The organism is Pseudomonas oryzihabitans, from assembly GCF_007665395.1.
Lineage (GTDB): Bacteria > Pseudomonadota > Gammaproteobacteria > Pseudomonadales > Pseudomonadaceae > Chryseomonas > Chryseomonas psychrotolerans_C.
In genome coordinates this window covers 824,136-844,592 of the sequence record NZ_VDND01000001.1, presented here as the reverse complement: position 1 = coordinate 844,592, position 20,457 = coordinate 824,136, and the positions used below count along the sequence as shown (strand labels likewise).

Annotated in this window: 18 protein-coding genes; 8 read left to right on the top strand and 10 right to left on the bottom strand. The window is 64.8% G+C overall.

From position 1 onward, the window contains the following. Positions 1-31: 31 nt before the first annotated feature. The 3 genes from FSV73_RS03680 to FSV73_RS03670 form a co-directional block, all read right to left on the bottom strand. Entirely contained in the window at positions 32-502 is a 471-nt protein-coding gene (locus tag FSV73_RS03680) for a chemotaxis protein CheW (RefSeq protein WP_145004219.1), read from the bottom strand. Further along, positions 502-2,160 carry a methyl-accepting chemotaxis protein gene (locus tag FSV73_RS03675; protein ID WP_145003974.1) on the bottom strand — a complete coding sequence of 553 codons (1,659 nt, stop codon included), beginning with the start codon at positions 2,158-2,160 and terminating at the stop codon, positions 502-504. Before FSV73_RS03675 ends, FSV73_RS03680 begins: the two co-directional genes overlap by 1 nt. A 667-nt stretch (positions 2,161-2,827) precedes the next feature. Continuing rightward, a complete protein-coding gene (locus FSV73_RS03670) occupies positions 2,828-3,745 on the bottom strand; it encodes a LysR family transcriptional regulator (RefSeq protein ID WP_145004216.1) in 918 nt (305 codons plus the stop codon). A gap of 111 nt (positions 3,746-3,856) precedes the next feature. Here FSV73_RS03670 and FSV73_RS03665 point away from each other — a divergent pair, with 111 nt between their 5' ends. Both FSV73_RS03665 and FSV73_RS03660 read left to right on the top strand, forming a co-directional pair. Then, positions 3,857-5,335 (top strand): MmgE/PrpD family protein, encoded by a 1,479-nt coding sequence (locus FSV73_RS03665; RefSeq protein WP_145003971.1) that lies wholly within the window; start codon positions 3,857-3,859, stop codon positions 5,333-5,335. 74 nt (positions 5,336-5,409) lie between these two features. Further along, the gene (locus FSV73_RS03660; protein ID WP_145003968.1) at positions 5,410-6,021 is read left to right on the top strand and encodes an NIPSNAP family protein; all 612 of its coding nucleotides are present in this window, start codon (positions 5,410-5,412) and stop codon (positions 6,019-6,021) included. A 24-nt stretch (positions 6,022-6,045) separates the two neighbouring features. On the opposite strand, the gene FSV73_RS03655 is transcribed toward FSV73_RS03660, so the two are convergent. The 3 genes from FSV73_RS03655 to FSV73_RS03645 form a co-directional block, all read right to left on the bottom strand. Beyond that, positions 6,046-6,744, bottom strand: a complete 699-nt coding sequence (locus FSV73_RS03655) for a BPL-N domain-containing protein (RefSeq protein WP_145004213.1) — start codon at positions 6,742-6,744, stop codon at positions 6,046-6,048. Positions 6,745-6,991: 247 nt separating this feature from the next. Beyond that, complete coding sequence (locus FSV73_RS03650; protein ID WP_145003965.1) at positions 6,992-7,555, bottom strand: DUF1993 domain-containing protein; 564 nt, start codon at positions 7,553-7,555, stop codon at positions 6,992-6,994. 87 nt (positions 7,556-7,642) lie between these two features. After that, a complete protein-coding gene (locus FSV73_RS03645; protein ID WP_145003962.1) occupies positions 7,643-8,275 on the bottom strand; it encodes a pyridoxamine 5'-phosphate oxidase family protein in 633 nt (210 codons plus the stop codon). A 323-nt stretch (positions 8,276-8,598) separates the two neighbouring features. Here FSV73_RS03645 and FSV73_RS03640 point away from each other — a divergent pair, with 323 nt between their 5' ends. Then, complete coding sequence (locus FSV73_RS03640; RefSeq protein WP_145003959.1) at positions 8,599-9,303, top strand: glutathione S-transferase family protein; 705 nt, start codon at positions 8,599-8,601, stop codon at positions 9,301-9,303. A 186-nt stretch (positions 9,304-9,489) separates the two neighbouring features. Here the strand turns inward: FSV73_RS03640 and FSV73_RS03635 are convergent, their stop codons facing one another. Continuing rightward, positions 9,490-10,776, bottom strand: a complete 1,287-nt coding sequence (locus FSV73_RS03635; RefSeq protein ID WP_145003956.1) for a CitMHS family transporter — start codon at positions 10,774-10,776, stop codon at positions 9,490-9,492. A 90-nt stretch (positions 10,777-10,866) separates the two neighbouring features. Beyond that, positions 10,867-11,799, bottom strand: coding sequence for an SMP-30/gluconolactonase/LRE family protein (locus FSV73_RS03630; protein WP_145003953.1), 933 nt, complete (start codon positions 11,797-11,799; stop codon positions 10,867-10,869). A 340-nt stretch (positions 11,800-12,139) separates the two neighbouring features. Here FSV73_RS03630 and FSV73_RS03625 point away from each other — a divergent pair, with 340 nt between their 5' ends. The 4 genes from FSV73_RS03625 to FSV73_RS03610 all read left to right on the top strand — a co-directional run bounded on the left by FSV73_RS03625 (position 12,140) and on the right by FSV73_RS03610 (position 16,546). After that, a complete protein-coding gene (locus tag FSV73_RS03625; RefSeq protein ID WP_145003950.1) occupies positions 12,140-13,081 on the top strand; it encodes a hydroxymethylglutaryl-CoA lyase in 942 nt (313 codons plus the stop codon). Continuing rightward, positions 13,078-14,280, top strand: a complete 1,203-nt coding sequence (locus FSV73_RS03620) for a CaiB/BaiF CoA transferase family protein (protein WP_145003947.1) — start codon at positions 13,078-13,080, stop codon at positions 14,278-14,280. Before FSV73_RS03625 ends, FSV73_RS03620 begins: the two co-directional genes overlap by 4 nt. Before the next feature lie 89 nt (positions 14,281-14,369). Beyond that, a complete protein-coding gene (locus tag FSV73_RS03615; RefSeq protein ID WP_145003945.1) occupies positions 14,370-15,695 on the top strand; it encodes an MFS transporter in 1,326 nt (441 codons plus the stop codon). An 89-nt stretch (positions 15,696-15,784) separates the two neighbouring features. Further along, complete coding sequence (locus FSV73_RS03610) at positions 15,785-16,546, top strand: IclR family transcriptional regulator (RefSeq protein ID WP_145003942.1); 762 nt, start codon at positions 15,785-15,787, stop codon at positions 16,544-16,546. 116 nt (positions 16,547-16,662) lie between these two features. Here FSV73_RS03610 and FSV73_RS03605 read toward each other — a convergent pair whose 3' ends face one another. Both FSV73_RS03605 and FSV73_RS03600 read right to left on the bottom strand, forming a co-directional pair. Next, positions 16,663-18,678 carry a peptidase U32 family protein gene (locus tag FSV73_RS03605; protein WP_145003939.1) on the bottom strand — a complete coding sequence of 672 codons (2,016 nt, stop codon included), beginning with the start codon at positions 18,676-18,678 and terminating at the stop codon, positions 16,663-16,665. A gap of 167 nt (positions 18,679-18,845) precedes the next feature. Further along, entirely contained in the window at positions 18,846-19,274 is a 429-nt protein-coding gene (locus FSV73_RS03600; RefSeq protein ID WP_145003936.1) for an NUDIX hydrolase, read from the bottom strand. Positions 19,275-19,376: 102 nt separating this feature from the next. Between FSV73_RS03600 and FSV73_RS03595 the strand changes: the two genes are divergently transcribed. Continuing rightward, a complete protein-coding gene (locus FSV73_RS03595; RefSeq protein ID WP_222119434.1) occupies positions 19,377-20,396 on the top strand; it encodes a DMT family transporter in 1,020 nt (339 codons plus the stop codon). The last annotated feature ends 61 nt before the right edge of the window (positions 20,397-20,457 follow it).

The following is a 20,457-nucleotide window of genomic DNA, read 5'->3' as shown; positions in this document are numbered from 1 at the left end:
TAGCGCTATTTTCCGGTGAGAGCGCGGCTGGTCACCCAGCCGACCCAGCGGCGAGCTGGGCGAGGTCGTCCCCGCCCAGTACCCGCTCCAGGTCGAGCAGGATGACGAAGCCCTCATGCTGCTTGGCCATGCCGCTGATGAAGTCGGTACGGATCGAGGTGCCGAAGCGGGGCGCCGGTTCGATGCCATCGGCGGCGATTTCCAGGACCTCGCACACGGCGTCCACCAAGATGCCAAAGACCTGAGCGCTACCCTCGACCGGTAGCTCCAGCACCACGATGCAGCTCCGGCGTGCCGTCCGGGTCGCCTGGTTGCGAAAGCGTACGCCAAGGTCCATCACCGGCACGGCGGCGCCGCGCAGGTTGATGACGCCGCGCACCGCGGGCGGCATCAACGGCACTGCCGTGACGGCGCCGTACTCGATGATCTCCCGCACGCAGCCAGTGTTCACTCCATAGCGATCACCGCCGAGCTGGAAGGTCAGGAACTGGCGGGAAAGCATCACGCCTGCTCCTCGAACCGGGCAAAGCCCGCCGGTACCGCGCCCTGGGATCCGCCCTGAGCGGAGAGGACCAGCGAGGCGGCCCGCTTGGCCAGACGGGGGGCCGACCGAGCCGGAGCGGAACCCGTCAGCGGCGGCGCAGCGGGGGTGCCGCTCAGGGTGAAGTACTCCATCAGTTGCTGCAGCTGTTCGGCCTGGCTGCTCATTTCTTCCGCGGTCGCGGCGAGCTCCTCGGACGAAGAGGCGTTCTGCTGAGTGACCTGGCTGAGTTGCAGCATGGCACTGTTGATCTGCTCGACCCCCGCGCTCTGTTCCTCGGAGGCGGCGGTAATCTCCTGCACCAGGTCGGAGGTCTTGTTGATCGAGGGCACCATCTCGTCGAGCAGGGAACCGGCGCGCTCGGCCAGGGCGACGCTGCCCTGGGCGACGGTACTGATCTCCTGAGCGGCCACCTGGCTGCGCTCGGCCAGCTTGCGTACCTCGGCGGCGACGACCGCGAAGCCCTTGCCATGCTCGCCAGCCCGGGCGGCCTCGATGGCGGCGTTGAGCGCCAGCAAATTGGTCTGGTAGGCGATGTCGTCGATGATGCCGATCTTGTCCGCGATGGTCTTCATGGCGATCAGGGTCTCGCTGACCGCCTGGCCTCCTTCGTTGGCCTCGCGGGCGGCCTTGCCGGCCATGCCGTCGGTGACCTTGGCATTCTCGGTATTCTGGGCGATGGACGCCGACATCTGTTCGATGCTGGCGCTGGTCTCTTCCACCGAGGCGGCCTGCTCGGTGCTCGCCTGGCTGATGCTTTGCGCGGTGGCGGAGATCTCCTCCGAGGCGCTGGCCAGGCCATCGGAGGCGCTACGCACATCACTGATGATCTGCGACAGGCGCTGGTTCATGCCGTCCATGGCGCGCAGCAGCGCGGCCGTCTCGTCGCGCCCTTCGGCCTCGATGCGTTGGGTGAGGTCGCCCGCGGCCAGGCGATCGGCGATCGCGACGGCGGCGCGCAGCGGGCGGGTGATGCTTTGACTCATCAGGAAGCCCAGCAGGATGCCGAAGGCCACGCCCACGGCGATGATGCCAATCAACATCACGCGGCTCCGCTCATAGAGCTGGTCGGTCAGGTCGTTGGCGTCGCTGGCGTTCTGCTCCTTGCGCTGCGACAGCTCGTTCATCAGGGATCCCACCTGGTCGCCGTAGTGACGGACACTGGCGAGTTGGCTATCCAGCGCGGGATCGGCGTTTCTGAGCGCCCGGTCATGGGCGATGGCCATGGCCTGGTTCAGCTGGGTGCTATAGCTGTTGAGCAGATCATCGATTTGGCGGAAGTTGTTCGCCGAGGCCTCACTGTTGAACAGCGGACGAGCCTTGGCCAGGTTGTCCTTCATGTTGGCCAGGCCTTGCTTGACTTCCGCCTGGGCACGACCGCGGTCCTCTTCGGTGGTCGCCAGCAGGTAGTTGCTGCGGGCGCGACCGATGAAGATCAGGTTCAGGTTGGCTTCCTTGATGTAGGACAGCCCGAGCAATTCGCGCTGGTAGAGCTGGGTTGCCAGATCATTGATCTGGCTGCTGTTGTTCAGTCCGACCATCCCGACCACCAGGCTGATGGCGGCGACCGCGATGAAGGACACGATAAGGCGCGTACCAATCCTGAAATTCTTGAACATGTGAAGCTCCTGCTTAAGAGCGGCGAGTGGCAAACACCCACCAAGACCGACGACGGAATAGTGACGTCAATACTCAGTCTTTCGGATTGGACAGTACTTAGTTGATGGTGGCCTTACGCCATAAGGATGAATGGCAGTTGGTTATCGAAGTTGCCTTGCGTTATCCCGATAAAGGTTTTTGCGATTGCAAGGGCGTGCTGCATGGATGGAGCGGTTGGCAGGGCGCGGAGTTATCCCAGGGTCGGCGGAGTTTGGGGTGAAAGTGGGGAACTATTGCGTGGCAGATAAGGCAGCACGGTTTATTTCGGCTGCATTCAAGACAGGAGTTCGCCTCCTTTACCTGGCTGGAAAATGACGATGCCCGGAGTGATGGGTTAGCTTTAGTACCCTGTATAGGCGCGGTTTCAGGGGGCTTGATAATAAATGTTGCCGAACTTAATAGGACGGCGAAACTTCGATGCCAGACATGGATTCGGGTATTGGTTGTTCCACTGCTAGTTATCGTCGCGCCGCGGATTACCGCTCACCAACAGTCCACCTGTGTACTGTTGAAGTAAGGGGTTTCATCAAGGAGTTATAACGATCCATCAGTCGCCGCATGGTTTCGGTCAGTCTCGTACCTGGCGCCCTTCCTAGTCGCTACAACCTGGTCAACAGACGGCGCGAGCTAACGGCCGGCAGCGGGGCTTTCACTGTCCAGGCCGTATTGCTTGAGCAGATCGAACAGCCGCTGCGCCGCGGGGCTGAGCAGTTGGCCGTGACGGGTCACCAGTCCAAGCGTGCGCGTGATCGCAGGTTCCACCAGGGGAACGGCCGCCAGGCAGGTATCGAGCGCACTGACCGGAATCGCCAGGCGGGGTACCGTGGCCACGCCCAGGCCGGCCGCGACCAGATCGATGACCGTTCGCACATGCCGGGCTTCCAACACCGGTTTGGGCAGGTCGGGGATCCTGGCCAAGGCCAGATCCAGCAGCATGCGATTACCGCTGGCTTTGTTGACCGCGATGTAGCGCTGGCCGCCCAGTTCAGCCCAACGTACTGAGGCACGGGCAGCAAGCGGGTGAGCGGTGGGGCAGACCAGCACGAAGTCGTCTTCATGCAGGGGCTCGAACACCAGGTTCCCTTCCTGCGCACCCAGGTAGTTGATCCCGAAGTCCGCTTCGCCACGGGCGACGCGGGTCAGTACATCGCTGGCGCCTTCGTCCAGCAGGCGTACCAGAATGCCTGGATAGCGGCGCTGATATGCCTCGAGGACCTGGGGCATGAGCTGGTTGATCACGGTGGGCACGCAGGCGATGGTGACCTCTCCCGTCAAGCGATTCGCGGCGTCGGTCACGTCCAGCAGGGACTCGTCGAAGTCGTTCAGCACCTGGCGTGCCCGCCCCAGAAAGGCGCGACCGGGCGCACTGAGTTCTATGCGTCTCGTCGTCCGGTTGAGGAGCCTAACGCCAAGGCTCGTCTCCAGCTTGATGATGCGCCGTGACAGCGCGGGTTGAGACAGATGCAGCTCCCGAGCGGCTGCGGCGAAGCTGCCGAGATCCGCCACCGCGACGAAGGCACGCAGATCACCCATTTCCACATTCATGTTTTTCATGCATGGATCCATCGGATAAATGCAGTTAAGTTGGGATGCATTGTGCTCCATGCTGACCCTGCGCGCCTTTCTCCTGCCAAGAACGCTAATTTGGAGCCTCGCATGATTCCCCTGAACCGCCGCAGTTTGCTCAAGATCAGTGCCGTTGCCTCGGCAGCGGCCGCCGCGCCGCGTTTTGCCGTGGCTGCCGATTCCGCCACCAAGGAAGTACCGGGCGGGGCGGCCCCCGCGGACGGAAAAGACACCACGCGCTTATTGGCCGCCTACCTGGTCCGGGCGCGGTATGCGGACCTGCCGCCCAAGGTGCGCAAGGAAGGTGTCCGCACCCTGCTCAATTGGGTGGGCGTCGCCGTTGGCGGCTCTCGGCATGAAACGGTCGAACGTGCCTTGCGGGCCCTGAAACCCTTCGCGGGTCCCGAGCAAGCGAGTCTGCTGGGGCGAACCGAGCGGCTTGACATCATGAATGCCGCCTTCCTGAACGGGGTGGCCAGCCATATCTTCGATTACGACGACACCCACCTGAAAACCATCATCCATCCTGCGGGACCCGTGGTGTCGGCCATCCTGGCGCTGGCCGAGTATCGGCCGGTAACCGGGCAGGACTTTCTCAACGCCCTGGTGCTGGGGGTGGAAACCGAATGCCGCATCGGCAATGCCGTGTACCCGAATCATTACGATGTCGGTTGGCATATCACCGGCACGGCGGGTGTGTTCGGTGCGGCCGCGGCGGCGGGCAAGCTGCTCGGCCTGAATGAGCAGCAGATGGTCTGGGCACTGGGCCTGGCGGCGTCGCAGCCGGTCGGCCTGCGGGAGTCCTTCGGCTCCATGAACAAAAGCTTCAACCCTGGCAGGGCTGCCAGCAACGGGCTCTTCGCCGCACTGCTCGCCGCCCAGGATTTCACCAGTTCCGACGGCATGCTCGAAGCGAAGCGCGGGTGGGCCCATACCATCAGCACCAAGCAGGACTTCGCCGAGATCACCGAGGGCCTGGGTACCCGCTACGAGGCGGCGCTCAATACCTACAAGCCGTTCGCCTGCGGGATCGTCATCCATCCGGCGCTCGATGCGGCGATCCAGCTGCGCAACGAGTACCAGCTGAAGCCCGACCAGATCGCCGAAGTACGGCTGCGGGTCCATCCGCTCGTGCTGGAACTCACCGGCAAGCAGACGCCGAAGACGGGCCTGGAAGGCAAGTTCAGCATCTACCATTCCGTGGCCATCGCCTTGATCCAGGGCGCTGCGGGTGAGCGTCAGTACAGCGATCAGGCGGTCCGGGATCCAGCAGTTGTTGCCCTGAGAGGCAGGGTGATGGCCACCGTGGATCCGGCGATCAAGCCCCAGCAGGTGGACATGACGATCGTGATGAAGGACGGCCGTGAGCTACACAAATATATCCAGCACGCGATTGGCAGCCTGGAGGTCCCCATGACCGATGCGCAGCTGGAGACGAAGTTCAGCGACCTGGCCGAGGGCATCCTGTCCAAGCAGCAGACTCAGGCGCTCATCGATACCTGCTGGAAGGTCGAAGAGTTGCCGGACGCCAGCGTGATCGCGCAGGCGGCCAGGCGGCTTCCGGCGTAGTACCCCCAAGCTGCTCAGCTGCTACGAAGACCCGCCTGGCCCCACTGCGTGATCACTACCAGGGGAGACCTATCATGCTCTATGAGCTCACCAAGCTATCGGGTCCGCTACTGAAGCTGGCGACCATTTCCATCAACGCCCTGACCTGGATGGCAGGGGCGAACGCCGGGCGCATCCTGGGCCACTGGCACTCCGAAATCGGTGAGCTGGGCGCAGTGCTCATCCTGCGCAGCTTCGCCTCCTACGAGGAGCTGGCGGCGGAGCGCCAGCGCCACGAGCAGAGCAGCGATCCGTTCAAGGGGGCCGGCCTGTTGCGATCCGTGCAGCAGGAGAGTTACCAGGGCTTCGACTTTCTGCCGGCCATCGAGCCGCGCGCCTATGGCGGTCTCTACGAGTTCCGTACCTACTGGCTGAAACCGGGAGGGCTGCCGCCCACGCTGGCCGCCTGGCAGGCGGCATTGGCGCCGGCGCAGGAGTACACCGAGCACCTGGTGATCAACATGATCGCGCTCGACGGTCCCCCGCGCATCCTGCACCTCTGGGGCTTCGAATCCATCCAGCAGCGCTTCGATCTGCGGGCGAAGCACTATGCGGCAGGCCTGTGGCCACCCAAGGGGGCTCCCGAGCAGATCGACCGGGCGAGCTCCCTGATCGCCCTGGCGGGCGAGCACTCGCCCCTCTGTTAGCCAAGCGCCGCGGCGGGACCGGTCTCAGCGCAGGGTTGTGTCGACGAGGTCGCGGAGCAGGGGGCTCTGGGGTCGCTTTGCCGGTGGGATGTCCGCCTGGTCGAACCAGCTGGCGTCGGCTTCGGGATGGGGGCCGCTGAGGGCGACCACCCCCTGACCGAAGGCATAGCGCGCCGCGGCGATGTCGCCGTTGGCGTAGGTCGCGAGCGTTGCGAAGCCGCGCGCGTGGCTGGGCGGCAGATAGTGCCCGTCCTGGTAGAAGACCTGGTCGTCGCGACCTGCCCAGCGCACGGCGACCGCGGCGTCGTCGATGGTGGTGACCGGAAAGCCGGGCCGGCCCACCTCGGAATCCAGCTCCTCGGGAATCAGCGCCAGGTTGTTGGCATCGGCCAGGTAGGCGCCCATGCAGAGCCCCAGGTAGCGACCTCCCTGGGCGACATAGTCACGCAGCGCGGTGACCCGCGCCTTCCCCAAGCTGTCCAGCGCGGCGGGGATATCCTGGCCGCCGCCCGGTTGTACATAGAGGGCATAACGGCGCAGGGTGGCGGGGGTGATGTCGATAGCCTCCTGCGGACCGATGAAGTCCACCCGATAGCGAGGATCCAGGTGTTCAAGCGCCGTACGCACGGTTTCGGAGCAGTCATCACAACCGGCCGGCCCGCGATAGACGGCCACCGCCACGCTAGGCACGGGGGCGGCACTGGCGAGGGCCGGTACGTTCATCAGCCCCAGGCCGGCGACCAGGGCAAAGCCTATGCGAATTGAAACCTTCACTGGAACGACGCTCCTGTCAGGCGCAAGCCCAGGGTCGATTGCAGCGGGCGGCTGGGTGAGCCGCCGCCGTCTGGCTTGCGCAAGGTGCCAGCTACCAGCCGGTCGATGTGAACGTCGTCCAGCGCCAGGTAGGGATCTCAAGACACGCGGGGCTTACGCCGAGGCCCTGGCGTCAGCTGGGCAATCGAGGCATGACTCATGCAGGCGGAGCGCCCGGGCGCAGGTAGGGCAGCACATGGGCGACGTAGTCGGCCTTGCCCAGCTCGACGCCCTCGGCACGCAGGATGGCGTAGGCCGTCATCACATGGAAATAGAACTGCGACAGCGCCCAGTCGCGTACGTACTGCTCCGCCGAGAAGTCGAACACCATGCCCTGGGGCAGCTCATGGGCGAGGGGTGTGCCTTCTGCGACAGGCGACCCGGCGGCCGTCACCGTCCTTACCACTTCGAGCGTTTCGCTGATCCTGGCCTGAGCCTGGGCGATGGAGCCAGGCTGCTCGGCAGCGTGGCGCCCTTCGTCGAGCAGCGTGGTCAAGGTAGCGGGAAAGGCCTGGCCATGCAGGCGGAACACCCCTTCCTGAGCCTGGACACAGGCAAAGCGGATCTGGGTAGCGAGGGGGAACATATCGGGCGCCAGGCGCGCTACCAGCAGGGCCTCGGCCGCGCCGTCGGGATGCTGGCGTTCGGCCTTGGAGAGCCAGGCCGACAAGGCTCCCAGCATGTTGGTGTAGGTAGGGACGAGGAGATCGGTAAGGGTCATGGCAGGTCCTGGAGGAGTCGAGGGAGCGTGCGCTGTGCTCAGCCGGTGGGGCTGAAGATTGTCCGGTGTGCTAGCCCCCGTGGAGTATTAGTAGAGTGTGCTGGCGATGCGTTGGGGCAAGGCCTGGTCGTACGCCTCACCATCCACCTGCGTCGGACAGAGCTGCTGGAAGATCGCGCCGGGGGAGGGTAGCGCACTGCGTGCCAGGTGCTTGGAAGCATCCCAGAGCCCGGCCCTGATCACCGCGCGGCTGCACTGGAAATAGACACTGGTGACGGTGACTTCCAGCACCGTTCGCGGGCGTTGGCCCTTGACCTCGAAGCGTGCCAGCAAGGCCGGATCGACCGCTATCCGGGCGGTGCCATTGACGCGCAGGGTCTCGCCAATGCCGGGAATCAGGAACAGCAGGGCTACCCGCGGATCCTGGAGGATGTTGCTTAGGGTATCCAGGCGATTGTTGCCACGGCGGTCCGGCAGATAGAGCGTCTTGGCGTCGTGGACCTGGACGAATCCCGGCGCATCGCCACGCGGAGAAACATCCAGCCCCTGGGATCCGGAAGAAGCCAGGACCACGAAGGACGCCGCCTCGATGAACGGCTGGTAGGCGGGGTGGAGGTGGTCGACCTCTTTCAGCAGCGACGGTGCGGCGACCTGGCCATAGAGGCTTTCCAATGCCTGGATCGTGGTGATGTAGTCCTGCGTTGGCGGGTCCTGCTCCATGGGCGGCTCCTGGCTTGAGGTGGTCTGCGCGTCTCTGGTTGCCCGTCGAGCATACCGATGCTCGTCATGCTCGACGGGTAAAAAGGCCTGCTGAACTCTAGCCGATACGGGAAACGACGGCGCGGAACCGGGACGCGCTCCTGGGTCAGTCGCCAGGCCAACGCCCGCTGCCCGCCGCGCGGGTCGTCCGTTAGCTAAGCAACGCGCAGGCGATTTGGTACTTATGGCGCCGTGTCGCTGTCCCAGAAGACCCCGCAGGCGAATGTGCCTGAAGCGGGAGTTACCCAAGACCCTTCGCTGGTTGACCAGGAGAGAATACCCCGATGACTACTCCGCTACGCCTGTACGAACTGACCGGTGCCGACGACAGCTGCCGCTTCAGCCCCTATTGCTGGCGCGTGCGGCTGGCGCTCGCCCACAAGGGGCTGCCGGTCGAGACCCTTGCCTGGCGTTTTCATGAAAAGGAGGCCATCGCCGCGTCCGGGCAGGGCAAGGTGCCGGTACTGGTGGACGGCGATCAGTGGGTGAGCGATAGCTGGGCCATCGCCGAGTACCTGGATCACCAATATCCTGAGCGGCCCTCCCTGCTGGGCGATGCCTCGCTCAAGGCAACGACGCGCTTCATCAATCAGTGGGTCGCGGACAGCGTCCACCCGGCGCTGGCGCGGTTGATCCTGCCCGATGTCCATGCGGTGCTGGATGAAGCCGACCAGGACTATTTCAAGCGGACCCGCGAAGCGGCGTTCGGCGTGTCGCTGGAGGCGCTGGCGGGAGAGCGCGATGCCTCGCTGCAGGCCCTTCGCGAGGTGCTGAAGCCGCTGCGCAGCACCCTGGCCGTGCAGGACTACCTCGCCGGTGAAGCCCCGGCCTATGCCGATCACATCGTCTTCGGCGCCTTTCAGTGGGCGCGGGTTGTCAGCACGCAACCGCTATCGGTGTCGGACGACCCGATCACGGCCTGGTGTGAGCGGATGCTCGATGCCTACGACGGCGTGGCGCGTCAGGCACCAGCGGCGGCTGAGCGGTAGGGTTGCTGCGCCAGCGCGCCCGGGCCGGTTGCGCACTGTCCTCGACGGCTGGGGTGCTTGGCGCGACGACAACCGGCGACCGGCTCCCCGTCGAGCCTGCCGTTGTTGTTCGTCTGGCAGGACCAAGTTCCGGGCCGTCGCTCCTGGCGAGGCCCGAGCCAGTCGCGTTAGGCCGGTCAGCCACGGTCAGTAGATCAGGCTGATCTTCCCCAGCGCGACCGCCGCGACGAACATGACCAGGCAGGTACCCACGCTCCAGCCGAGCGTGGCCCGCTGGTTGTCGCCGTAATCGATGTTGAGTAGCCCGCATAGCAGGTAGGTCGAGGCCACCAGGGGGCTGAGCAGGTGCACCGGTTGGCCGATGAGCGAGGCTATCGCCATCTCCTGATGCGTCAGGCCATAGTGGTTGGCGGTTTCCGCCAGGATGGGCAGGATCCCGAAGTAGAAGGCGTCGTTGGTCAGCACATAGGTGAAGGGCATGCTGATGAAGGCGGTGAACGTCGACATGTAGCGACCGGCCGCTTCGGGTATCACCGCCACCAGGCTGTCGGAAATGGCCTGGACCATGCCGGTACCCGACATGATGCCGACGAAGATACCCGCTGCGAAGATCAGCAGCGTCACGGCCATGACATTGGCCGCGTGTTTACTGATGACTTCCTTTTGCGCCTTCATGCTGGGGAAGTTGACCACCAGGCCCAGGGCGAAGGCGACCATGAACAGGATCGGCAGGGGCATCAGGTTGAGCATCATCAGGGTGATCAGCGCGATGGTCAGCACCGCATTGAACAGGAAGCGCCAGTCGCCCAGCCGCTGCTCGGCGAAGTCTTCCAGGCCTTCACCGTCCTTGAGCGTGACGATACCCAGCCGACGGCGCTCGGCTCGGCCCAGCGAAAAGGCAGCGAACCATACCCAGGCGAGTCCGGCCACCATGATGGGCAGCATCTCGATGAAGAGGTCCGTGATGTCGACGTGCATGGCGCTGGCCGCGCGGGAGAAGGGCCCGGCCCAGGGCAGGATGTTCATCACGCCGATGGTGAGCAGCAGGACCGTCGCCATCACCTGCAGGCTGATGCCGGTGCGACGGTACAGGGGCAGCAGGGCGGCGGTGCTGATGATGTAGGTGGTCGCGCCGTCGCCATCGAGACCGACGCAGGTACCCAGCACCGCGGTACCGAGCACGATGCGCTGGGGATCGCCCTTGACGATCTTCAGGATCAGCTTGATGAGCGGATTGAACAATCCCGCATCGGTCATCATGCAGAAATACAGGATGGCGAAGGTGAGCATGATGCCGGTGGGCGCCAGCATCTTCACGCCGTTGAGCATCATGGGGCCGAGGCCGCTCGCGAAGCCGCCGAGGCAGGCGAAGGCGATGGGTACCAGGATGAGCGCGACCAGCGGCGAGAGGCGCTTGCTCATGATCAGGTACATGAAGCAAGCGATCATCGTGTAGCTGAGGATGGTCAGCATGTATCCCTCTTCTTATCGATTCTTATAGGCGGGGTGACGCGCAGCGATCTGCGCGCCGTCAGGAACGGGGCAAGGGGGCTACGTAATGCCTTAGTGCGGCAGGTGGGAGAACAGGGCCTTGCCCGGTTGCTCCGTCGTCGCCCTGAGTACGCTGCCGGTCGACGAGTCCGTGATGTAGAGATCACGCTGCTCAGGCCCACCGAAGGCCAGATTCGTCAGGGTGCGACCTTCGGTACAGCTCAGGTACCGGTACTGGGGTACGCCGAAACGATCGAAGCTCCAGACACAGCCATGGCCGGCGTCGCAGACGTAGAGGCCGCCCGCGGCGTCGAGCGCCAGGCCGTCCGCACCGCTGACACCACCGGCCATGGCAGCGAAGATGCCTACCTTCGATGTCTGGCCGTCCGGCTGCAGCGGCAGGCGCCAGATGGCATTGCCTCGGGTCATGGCCACCAGCAGCGCTTTTTCCTCCAGATCCAGCACCAGGCCGTTGGGGCTGGGCCCGTTATCCAGCAGGCAATCGAGGCGACCGCTGCTGGGATCATGGCGAAACACCCGGCCGGTCTGGTCGTGCATGCCGGTCTGCCCTTGATCGGTGAAATAGAGGCGACCCTCGGCATCGAAGCAGAGGTCATTGACGCCCTTGAAGCTTTCGCTACGCCGGTGGGTGAGGAAGGATTCGATCCGACCGCTCACCGGATCGATGATCAGGATTCCCTTGCGGTAATCCGCCACGAACAGGCGGCCATCGCGGTGGACCTTGAGCCCATTCGGCCAACCGTCGTACTCGACGAGCAGCGTCCACTCACCCTGCGGCGAGATCCGGAAGATCCGCCCATAGGGAATGTCGGTCACATAGAGGTTGCCGTCGCGATCGAACGAGGGTCCCTCCAGAAAGCTCTTCACCCGCTGGCCGGGTTTATTGGCCCGGACCCAGTCGGAATCACCCTCGCGCCAGAATTCTTCGGGCAGCCGAGTAAAGAGGTGGGTGGGGCGTTCCTGAGGTGGGGCGAACAGACTCATGGCGATTCTCCATGTCGGCGATGCGTGAGGCCTAGCCCATCAGCCAGGGCTGGGCAGCGATCGGGCCGACACGCTCTTCTGTTATCGTTGTTCTGTCCAGCAGAATGATATTTTCTCTGGCAGAACAATCTTGCGCCAATCGGTTCGACTGTCAACCCCCTGCACATCGACCGAAAAGTCCGATCCGATGCCGCGATGGACGTGCATTGACAGATCGAATGGCCGAGGCAGATACTGAAAACAGAACAATATTCTGCCTGACAGAACACGTTTGCCGATCTGGGCTCGCCTCAATCGCCTGACGGTTCCAACGGGCTCTCCATCCGCAGAGAGAATCACCATGAGCAATCAGCCAGACATCGATGTCCTCGTGAGCGAGGTAGGGCCACGTGACGGCCTACAGAGTGTGAAGGCGACCATGCCGACCGCGCTCAAATGTGACTGGATAAGCGCCCTGGCCGCCTCCGGCCTGCGCGAGATCGAAGTAGGCTCCTTCGTCTCCCCGAAGCTCCTGCCGCAGATGGCGGATTGCGCCGAGGTCGTGGCCCACGCCCTGACGCTGCCGGGGCTGCACGTCACGGCGCTGGTGCCGAATCTCAAAGGCGCCCAGGCCGCCTTCGAAGCGGGTGTCCACAAAGTCACGCTGCCGATCTCCGTGAGTGAGCCGCACTCGCTGTCGAACATCCGCAAGACCCATGCTCAGGTAGCCGACGAGGTACGGGCCGTCGTCGCGTTACGCAACGAGCGTTATCCGACCATCGAAATCGAAGCCGGCCTTTCCACCGCGTTCGGCTGCACCCTCCAGGGCGTGGTCACCGACGATGAATGCCTGCGTATGGCCCAGCGGATGGCCGAGCTCGGTGTCGACGAGATTGGCCTGTCGGACACCGTGGGCTACGCGACACCGGTGCAGGTGCGCCGGCTGTTCATCCGGCTCAAGGCGGAAGTTGGTCAACGGGCCGGCAGCGCGCATTTTCACAACACCCGCGGGCAGGGCCTGGCCAATGTCGTGGCGGCCCTGGAGGCGGGGGTGACCACCTTCGATGGTTCCCAGGGTGGCCTTGGCGGCTGCCCCTACGCGCCGGGCGCCTCGGGCAACATCGTGACCGAAGACCTGGTGTACCTGCTCGAAGCCATGGGGCTGCGCACTGGCGTGGACCTCGAGCGCCTGGTCGCGGCGCGGGAATGGCTCCAGCGGGGACTGCCCGGCGAAACCCTCTACGGTTTCATCCCCGATGCCGGCGTCGGCAAGAACTTCACCTATGCACGGGAGGCGGTATGAACGTCACGGCGGAAAACAAACTGCCGCTGGCCGGCATCCGGGTCATCGAATTCGTCCATATGGTGATGGGCCCGACCTGCGGCCTGGTACTGGCGGATCTCGGGGCCGAGGTCATCAAGGTCGAGCCGGTGCCCGAGGGCGATAACACCCGTCGCCTGATGGGCTCGGGCGCCGGCTACTGGATGACCTACAACCGTAACAAGAAGAGCTTCGCGGTCGATATGAAATCGCCGGAAGGCCTCGCCGCGGTGAAGAAGCTCATCGCCACGGCTGACGTCGTGACCGAGAACTTCCGTGCCGGTGCCATGGACAAGCTGGGGCTCGGCTACGAGCAGATAAAGGCGATCAAGCCGGACATCATCTACAGCTCGATGAAGGGTTTCCTGCCTGGGCCCTATCAGAACCGGACGGCACTCGACGAAGTGGTGCAGATGATGACCGGGCTGGCCTACATGACGGGGCCGGTCGGGCGACCGCTACGCGCCGGTGCCTCGGTGAACGATGTCATGGGGGGCATGTTCAGTGCCATCTCCATCCTGGCCGCCTTGCTGCAACGTGGCACCAGCGGCCGCGGCCAATTCGTCCAGACCGGGCTGTTCGAGAACTCGGCCTTCCTGGTCGCGCAGCACATGATGCAGAACGCGGTCACCGGCCAGGCCGCGGCGCCGATGCCCAATCGGATCTCCGCCTGGGCGGTCTACGACGTCTTCGATACCCGCGACGCGGATGAGCAGGTGTTCCTGGGCGTGGTGAGCGACAGTCAATGGCTGGCCTTCTGTACGGCCTTCGATTTCCCGGAGTGGGCCCAGGATCCGGCGTTCGCGCGGAACAATCAGCGCGTCCAGGCCCGCGAGCAATTGTTACCGGTGATCCGCGAGCGGATCGCCCGCCTGGACAAGCAGACGGTGATGGCGCTGTGCGAACAGGCCGGCCTGCCATTCTCGCCGATCCAGCGGCCACAGGATCTGGTCGACGATCCCCATCTGCTGGCCTCCGGTGGCATGGCCGAGGTGTCGCTGCCCTCCGGCGGAGCCGTGAAGGTACCCATGCTGCCCATCGAAATGAACGGGGAACGCTTCGGTACCCGCCTGGACGTCCCCGCGCTCGGCAGCCACTCCAGGAGCCTGTTGGAGGAGCTGGGCTATACCGCTGCCGATATCGATGAGCTGGCCGGGAACGGCACCATCCGTAGCAGCTGAACGGGGTCGTCGGCGAGCGTGGGGAGCCATCGACACGGTCTCGCCGAACCGATCTCAGACCTACACAAAAACAACAACGAGGTATCGTCATGGCGAACACCACGGCCCCGGCTCACCTGGCCCCCGCTATCCCGGAAGAGACGTCTTCCGAACTGCAACAGCGCGCCCTGCGCAAGGCAGCCTGGCGGCTTATCCCGCTGCTCGCGCTCGCGTATTTCTTCAACTATCTGGATCGCACCAGCGTCGGTTACGCCGCGCTGCAGATGACCGGTTCGCTAGGCCTGACCGCCGCGCAGTTCGGCTTGGGCGCCGGGATCATGTTCGTGGGCTACTGCCTGTGCGAGGTGCCGAGCAATCTGGCGATGTATCGCTTCGGCGCCCGCCTCTGGATGGCGCGGATCATGATCACCTGGGGGATAGCCGCCGCCGCGACCGCCTTCGTGATCGGTCCCTACAGCTTCTATGCGGTGCGTTTGCTGCTGGGCATCGCCGAGGCGGGCTTCTTTCCGGGCGTGATCTTCTTCCTCACCCTGTGGTTTCCCGCCCGTTATCGCACCCGGGTCCTCGCCTGGTTCACCATGGCCACACCCATTTCCTTCCTGGTGGGCGGCCCGCTATCCATCTGGTTGCTGCAGCTGCACGGCATCTGGGGACTGGAAGGGTGGCAGTGGATGTTCCTCATCGAAGGCTTGCCGGCCTGCATCCTGGGGCTGGTAACGCTACGCGTGCTCGCCAATCGGCCCGAGGAAGCCAAGTGGCTTTCCGGGGAGGAGCGGCTGGCCATCAAGGAGATGATCGCGCAGGAGCGTGCCGGTACCCAGGAGAACCACGGCTTTCGCGATGCGCTGAAAGATCCCCGGGTGTGGATCCTTAGCCTGATCACCTTCAGCTTCACCCTGGGCACCTATGGCATCGGTATCTGGCTGCCACAGATGCTCAAGGCCCAGGGCGTCGAATTCGGGATGATCGGCTGGATCGCCGCCATCCCGTACTTCTTCTCGACGCTGGGGCTGCTGATCTGGGCCAAGCACGTCGATCGCACCGGCAAGGGCATCCTGAATCTGGTCCTGGCGCTGGTGTTGGGTGGCCTGGCGTTGATCTTCGCGTTGAACATGAGCGCCCTAATCCCGGCACTCATCGGCATCACCCTGGCGATGGTCGGCACCATCTCGGCCAAGACCATCTTCTATACCTTGCCCGCCAAGTTCCTCAAGGGACAGGCGGCCGCGGGCGGCATCGCGCTGATCAACTCGATCGGCGCCTTTGGCGGTTTCGTGGGTCCCTCGCTCATGGGCTACCTCAAGGAACAGACCCAGTCCTTCACCGCGGGCCTGATGGTCATGGGCTGTATTCTCTTCGCCGCCGCGCTGCTGAGTGGGTCGCTGCGCTTCTTCCTCAAGGAGGAGCGGGGGTAGTACGTCGTTCTGGCTGGTGCGTCGCGTCAAGGGCTACACTGGCGCGACCGCGAAGCCTGGCTTCGCGCCGATAGCCTCAGATGGACGCCATGACCTCAGCCGATTCCGCACGCCTCGATTCACCCAGTACCCGGAGTAGCGCCGACGGCGTCGCCGCCGTCGATCGCGCCTTCGCGATACTCCGGGCCTTCGACGCCGACCATAGCGTGCTCACCCTGGCCGAGATCGCCCGGCGCACGGGCCTGTACAAGAGCACCATCCTGCGGCTGATCAGCTCCATTGAAAAGGCGGGGTTCATCCGCCGCCTGGCCGATGGCCAGTTCACCATCGGCCACGAGCCTTCACGCCTGGCCACCATCTACCAGACGTCATTTCGGCTGCGGGACGTCCTCTATCCCTTGCTGCAGGAACTCTCGGACGAAACGGGGGAGACCTCGTCCTTCTATGTGGAGGAGGGCGATAGCCGGGTGGTGCTGTTCCGCGTCGAACCCCGGCGCACCATCAAGGTGTCGATCCACGAGGGTGATCGCTTCCCCTTGGCAGTAGGGGCCTCCGGCAAGGTGTTGCGGGTGTTCGGCCGCCTGGCCGATAGCCGTCTGCCAGACGTCGCCGCGCGCTATTGGGCGTCTTCGGCGGGTGAGCGCGATCCGGAGATCGCCTCCGTCTCCGCTCCCGTTTTCGGTCCAGGGCAACAGCTGCAGGGCGCCTTGACCCTGTCGGGTCCAGCCGATCGACTCGGTGACTCCCAGGTTGCCAACGCGAGCAGGCTGCTCCTGCAGGCCGCGGCCCGTGCCACCGCCGCCCTGGGGGGCGACAGCCAAAGCCTGGAGCGCGCTGCTGCGGCTGGCTGAGCCTTACCTACCTGCAATAAAGAGCGCCCTGGGACGCCAGGCGCCTTAGCAAGGCCTCAGGTGAGGCCGTCCAACGCCTGGGTGTCCGCGCAGAAGCTTGTGGCGGGTGCGCTGCCTCAGTGACTATACCCGGTCGGCTTGTTGCGGATGGTCTTGAGCAGGTCTTCCGGGCTGATGCTGGCCAGCGCCTTGGCGGCGGCCTGGCTGCCCGGCAGTGGCAAGTCGAGGATATGGCCCTTCATCTTGCCCACCACGTGCATCTCGCAGGGCTTGCAGTCGAACTTCAGGGTCAGCACCTCGTCGCCGTGGACCAGCTGCATGGGCGCGACCTTGGTGCGCACGCCGGTGACGCCCTTGGCCTGCTTGGGGCAGAGGTTGAAGGAGAAGCGCAGGCAATGCTTGGTGATCATCACCGGCACCTCGCCGGGCTCTTCGTGGGCCTCGTAGGCGGCGTCGATCAGCTGTACGCCATGGCGATGGTAGAAATCGCGGGCCTTCTGGTTGTAGACGTTGTAGAGGAACGACAGGTGCGACTCGGGGTACACCGGCGGCGGATTGGTCTCGGCCTTGCGGCGGCCGCGCGGGTGGGCGGCGACGCGGGCGGCGGTCAGCTGCTCGATGGCCTCGCGCCGCAGCACCTTGAGTTGCGAATTGGGCACGAAGAAGGCCTGGGGCGCATCCAGGGCCACGTCCAGGGCGTGGTACTCGGTGGTGCCGAGCTGGGTCAGCAGATCGCGCAGGCCGTCCAGCGCCTGTTCGGGCTTGTTGGCGGCACCGAAGGGGCCGTCCAGGGCAACGGTGACGCTCAGGCCTTCCTCGCTGGTGGCGGTCAGTCGCAGGCGCGCCTCACGCAACTCGGCCTGCCAGCGCACGCCGATGCGGCGCTCGGCGCTGGTCTTGAGCAGTGCCTGTTGCCAGTTGTGGTCCAGGTTGCGCGACAGCGGATGGTTCGGCCGCAGGCGGAACAGCCCCTCGGGCATTTCGTTGGGTTCGACGCGGTAGCGGTAGCGCGTCGCGCCGTCCTCTTCGAACTCGCCCTTGAGCTCCGCGACGTTGGCGCGGAAGCCCACCACCTCGCGCTTGACCAGCACGTTGAGCCCGTCGCCATTGGACAGCGGCTCCTGGGTGACGGCAATGAAGTCGCGCTTGTTGACCTTTTCCACCTGGCCGACCGGCAGGCCGGTGAAGGTCGGCGAATCGAAGGCGCCGATATCGATCTTGCGGTCGGTGACGAAGTAGTCGGTGCTGCCGCGGTGGAAGGTCTTGTCCGGATCGGGCACGAAGAAGTGCGCCGTGCGACCGCTGGACGCACGGGCGAGGTCGCTGCGGTCTTCGAGGATCTCGTCGAGCAACTGGCGGTAGTAGGCGGTGATGTTCTTCACGTAGCCCACGTCCTTGTAGCGGCCTTCGATCTTGAAGGAGCGCACGCCCGCCTCGACCAGGGCGCGCAGGTTGGCGCTCTGGTTGTTGTCCTTCATCGACAGCAGGTGCTTCTCGTAGGCGATCACGCCGCCTTTTTCGTCCTTGAGGGTGTAGGGCAGGCGACAGGCCTGGGAGCAGTCGCCGCGGTTGGCGCTGCGGCCGGTCTGGGCATGGGAGATGTTGCACTGGCCGGAGAAGGCCACGCACAGGGCGCCATGGATGAAGAACTCGATGGCCGCCTCGGTCTCGGCGGCGATGGCCGCGATCTCCTTGAGGTTCAGCTCGCGGGCCAGCACCAGCTGGGAAAAGCCAACCTGGTCGAGAAACCTGGCCCGCCCCAGGGTGCGGATGTCGGTCTGGGTACTGGCGTGCAGCTCGATCGGTGGGATGTCCAGTTCCAGCACGCCCAGGTCCTGCACGATCAGCGCATCCACGCCGGCGTCGTACAGCTGGTGGATCAGCTTACGCGCCGGCTCCAGCTCGTCGTCATGCAGGATGGTGTTGAGGGTGGTGAACACCCGCGCATGGTAGCGGCGGGCGAAGGTCACCAGCTCGGCGATCTCGCTCACCTCGTTGCAGGCATTGTGCCGCGCCCCGAAGCTCGGCCCGCCGATGTAGACGGCGTCGGCCCCATGCAGGATGGCTTCGCGCGCGATACCCACGTCGCGGGCGGGGCTGAGCAGTTCCAGATGATGCTTGGGCAGGGACATGGCGATTCTTCTCGATCAGGCGTGGCACGGCAAGGCGCGCATTGTAGCGGGCACAGGGGAGGAGGGCACCCTTGCGGTGCCGGGTGGTTGAGCCTTGGGGGGCGACGCCGGCGAATGCCTCACCCGCGTTTCCGCCGCCGAGCGCTTGGACGGACCCGCTCGCCGGCCTAGAGGGAGGCGCTACTGGAGCCGTTCTGCTGCGCCAGCAAGGGAAGGATCAGATCACGAGTGAGCGGGGCCAGATCCAGGTCGCTGGGCTCCAACACCGAGACCCAAAGGGCTTCTTCGATCTCGGCGGCTGGCGTGGCCTGGCCCATGGACGTCAGCGCGACCCGATACAGCGCGCAGTCGACGGTGAAGCCAGGCTCGTTGGCCGCGGGCGCTTGGTACTGGCCGACGAAGGTGGCATCGGCTGGCGATATGACCAGGCCGAGCTCTTCTTCCAGCTCCCGGATCAGGGCTTCGAGAGGTTGCTCGCCGCTGTCCACCTTGCCGCCGGGTTGCATGTACGCCGTAGTGCCCCGCTTGCGCACGAGCAGCATCTGCTGGCGTTCGTTCAGCAGGATCGCTGCGGCTATGTGAAGAGTCCGTGTCACTGGCTGCCTATCGTGTTGGACGGAGCGAGCCAGCGTGCCGGGAGCTGGTCCGAAAGGCAAATCGGCGCCTGATGGTCCCAGGCGTTAATCTGACAGGATCTCATGCGTGAGCCGAAAGGCCTGTGCGAGGTGCAGGAGTCACCTAAAGCGGGGCATCTGGTCCAGATCCGAGCGGCAGAGGGGGCGTTACCCATGAACCAGGAAGAGTTGCGCAGGGATAGCCTTGGCAAGGGCATCGGCCTGATCGTCACCGCGGTTTTCATCCTCTCCCTTGCCGATGCCGCGGTTAAGTACTTCAGTTCACGCCTGCCGCTATGGCAGCTGTTCCTGGTGGTTTCCTGCCTCTCCGTTCCGGCGCTCGGGAGCTGGGCAGTCCGTCGTATTCACCGCGGCCGGCTGCGTATCGCCGCCCTACGCTGGGTGGCGCTGAGAAGCCTCCTGCTCCTACTGATGTGGGTGAGCTATTACGCGGCCTTGCCCTTCATCCCCTTGTCGGTCGCTGCCGTCGCCATCTATACGACCCCGCTGTTCATCGCCCTCTTTTCCACCCGCTATGGTGGGGAATCCCTGTCGGGCATGGGCTGGTGGGCGATAGGGCTAGGCTTTGCCGGGGTGGTGCTGGTGTTGCGGCCGGGCGCGGACGCCTTCGCCCTTGCCGCCCTGTTGCCGGTCGCGGGCGCGGTCTTCTATGCGCTCGCCATGGTGGTGACCCGCCGCCATTGTCGGAACGAACACCCCCTGGTCCTGGCATTGGCTTTGAACGTCGCCTTCCTGATGGCGGCCTGTGCTGGCGGCCTGGCGTCGCTGCTGATCGATACCCCCTTGGCCGCCCGTGCGGGCTTTCTGCTGGCGGCCTGGCAGCCACTCGATTGGGCCGCGCTGATCTTCATCGTGCTTTACGCCGTCGCCTTGGTCTTCGTCAACACCGCGACCGCCAGGGCTTACCAGGTCGCTCCCGCGGCGCTGATCGGCACCTTCGACTACGCCTATCTGCCGTTCGCCTGCCTGTGGGGCTACCTGGTGTTCCAGGAGGTTCCGGACCTCTTCACCTGGGGCGGGATGCTGCTGATCCTGGCGGCAGGGCTGCTGATCTTGTTCGCCCAGCGCACCTATCGGTCATGAGCTCCCAGCTGAAGGGTGACAGGGTCCATCGGTTGGGCGCGTGGCAGCGTCGAGGGCCGGG